This window comes from Micromonospora yasonensis, from assembly GCF_026013475.1.
Lineage (GTDB): Bacteria > Actinomycetota > Actinomycetes > Mycobacteriales > Micromonosporaceae > Micromonospora > Micromonospora yasonensis.
The window spans coordinates 1-1,432 of sequence record NZ_JAPDPH010000448.1 but is presented as its reverse complement, the minus strand read 5'-3'; the positions used below and the strand labels follow the sequence as shown (position 1 = coordinate 1,432).

At 66.6% G+C, this 1,432-nt stretch carries 4 protein-coding genes and 1 pseudogene; 3 read left to right on the top strand and 2 right to left on the bottom strand.

From position 1 onward, the window contains the following. Positions 1-262, bottom strand: a 262-nt coding sequence (locus ONA70_RS36240; protein WP_265010981.1) for a transposase, incomplete at its 3' end; no start/stop codon positions are given. A gap of 48 nt (positions 263-310) precedes the next feature. Here ONA70_RS36240 and ONA70_RS36235 point away from each other — a divergent pair. From ONA70_RS36235 to ONA70_RS36225, 3 genes and pseudogenes are all read left to right on the top strand, one after another. Beyond that, positions 311-436 (top strand): hypothetical protein, encoded by a 126-nt coding sequence (locus tag ONA70_RS36235; RefSeq protein WP_265010980.1) that lies wholly within the window; start codon positions 311-313, stop codon positions 434-436. Between the two features lie 70 nt (positions 437-506). Continuing rightward, a pseudogene (locus tag ONA70_RS36230) lies at positions 507-608 on the top strand (hypothetical protein); the annotation flags it as partial. A gap of 21 nt (positions 609-629) precedes the next feature. Further along, positions 630-920, top strand: a complete 291-nt coding sequence (locus ONA70_RS36225) for a hypothetical protein (protein ID WP_265010979.1) — start codon at positions 630-632, stop codon at positions 918-920. Here the strand turns inward: ONA70_RS36225 and ONA70_RS36220 are convergent. Continuing rightward, on the bottom strand, positions 917-1,432 hold a 516-nt coding region (locus ONA70_RS36220; RefSeq protein ID WP_265010978.1), incomplete at its 5' end, for a zinc-binding dehydrogenase. The two genes, ONA70_RS36225 and ONA70_RS36220, sit on opposite strands and share 4 nt — an antisense overlap.

Sequence of the window (1,432 nt, the reverse complement as noted above, 5' to 3'; positions counted from 1 at the left end):
GAATGTCCCGCTCCTCTTCCAACTCGCGGACCCGCCGCCGCAACGCGGCATTCTCGTCCTCGACCGAGCCCGTCGCCTGCGGCCTCGCCGCCGGCTCGGCGGCTTCGCCTCTACGCCGATCATCGGCGCGGACCCAGCTACGCAACGTCTCCCGGTTGACCCCGAGATCGTCAGCGATCTGCGCGATCGTCGCACCAGGCCGAGACCGGTACAACGCCACCGCGTCCGCCTTGAACTCGGCGGAGTAGTGCTTCATCACCATCTGTCAGGGACTCCTGATCTCCCCGGACCATCACGATCCAAGGTTCAAGTGTCCAGGACCAGGGGGCAACGCCCGCTGCGCCGGGCGATCGTGGTGCTGATGTCCGCCCAGGGGCAGCCGGCTCCGGACATCGCCCACCTGCTCAAGGCCAGCGAGGACTACGTGCGGACGTGATCCACGCGTTCAACGAGCGGGGGTTTACCGCGCTGGACCCAAAACGGGGGCGGGGGGCGCACCGAGGCGGATCGATGAGCAGACCCGCGACTGGATCTGCGTCATCGCCCGGTGCGACCCCCGTTTCCTCGGCCGACCGTTCTCCTGCTGGTCCCCGGTCAAGCTGCGCGACTACCTGATCGAGGCTGGCTACGTGACCACGATCAGCGTCGAGACCCTGCGGCGGATCCTGCATGAACGCGGCGTGTCGTGGCAGGCCACCAAGACGTGGAAGGCCAGCAACGACCCCGACTTCACGACCAAGATGCGCCGGATCCTCGACCTCTACGACCATCCGCCGGGCGGACGGGCGAGTGCTGTGCGTGGACGAGTTCGGACCATTGAACCTGCAACCCCAACCCGCCAAACCGAAATCCGAATTCGCCGCCCGCTCCAAGATCCGCCACCCGGATTACCCGTTCAAGGCTGCATGACGGGGCACTAGTCAGCGACGTGGATGACAATTTTACCGCGGCGTTTGGCTGTCTCGAGTGCCTCGTAACCTGAGCGCGTCTCAGTGAGGGGCAGCACGCGGTCCAGCACCGGCCTCAACTGGCCGTTATCGACGAGCTCGGCGATGGAACGCAACGCGTTCTGGTTGGGCTCGACGATGAAGTACACACCACGAACGCCATGCCGGGCAGCTTCCTGCTGGTCGGGTGGGGCGACGAGGGTGACCAGGACACCGCCCGGTTTCAGGACCGACCAGGACCGCGACTGCGTGGCTCCTCCAACAAGATCAACGACCACGTCCACGTCGGGAACGTGATCCTCGAAGCGGTCGTGCGCATAGTCGATAACTTGCTCGGCACCCAGACCCTTGACGAATTCCAGGTCGGCCGCCGCCGCCGTGGCGCTCACACGAGCACCGAGACCGGCCGCGAGCTGCACCACGTAGCTCCCCACGCCGCCGGCGCCGCCCTGCACCAGCACGTGCTGGCCGGCCTGCAGGTCGGC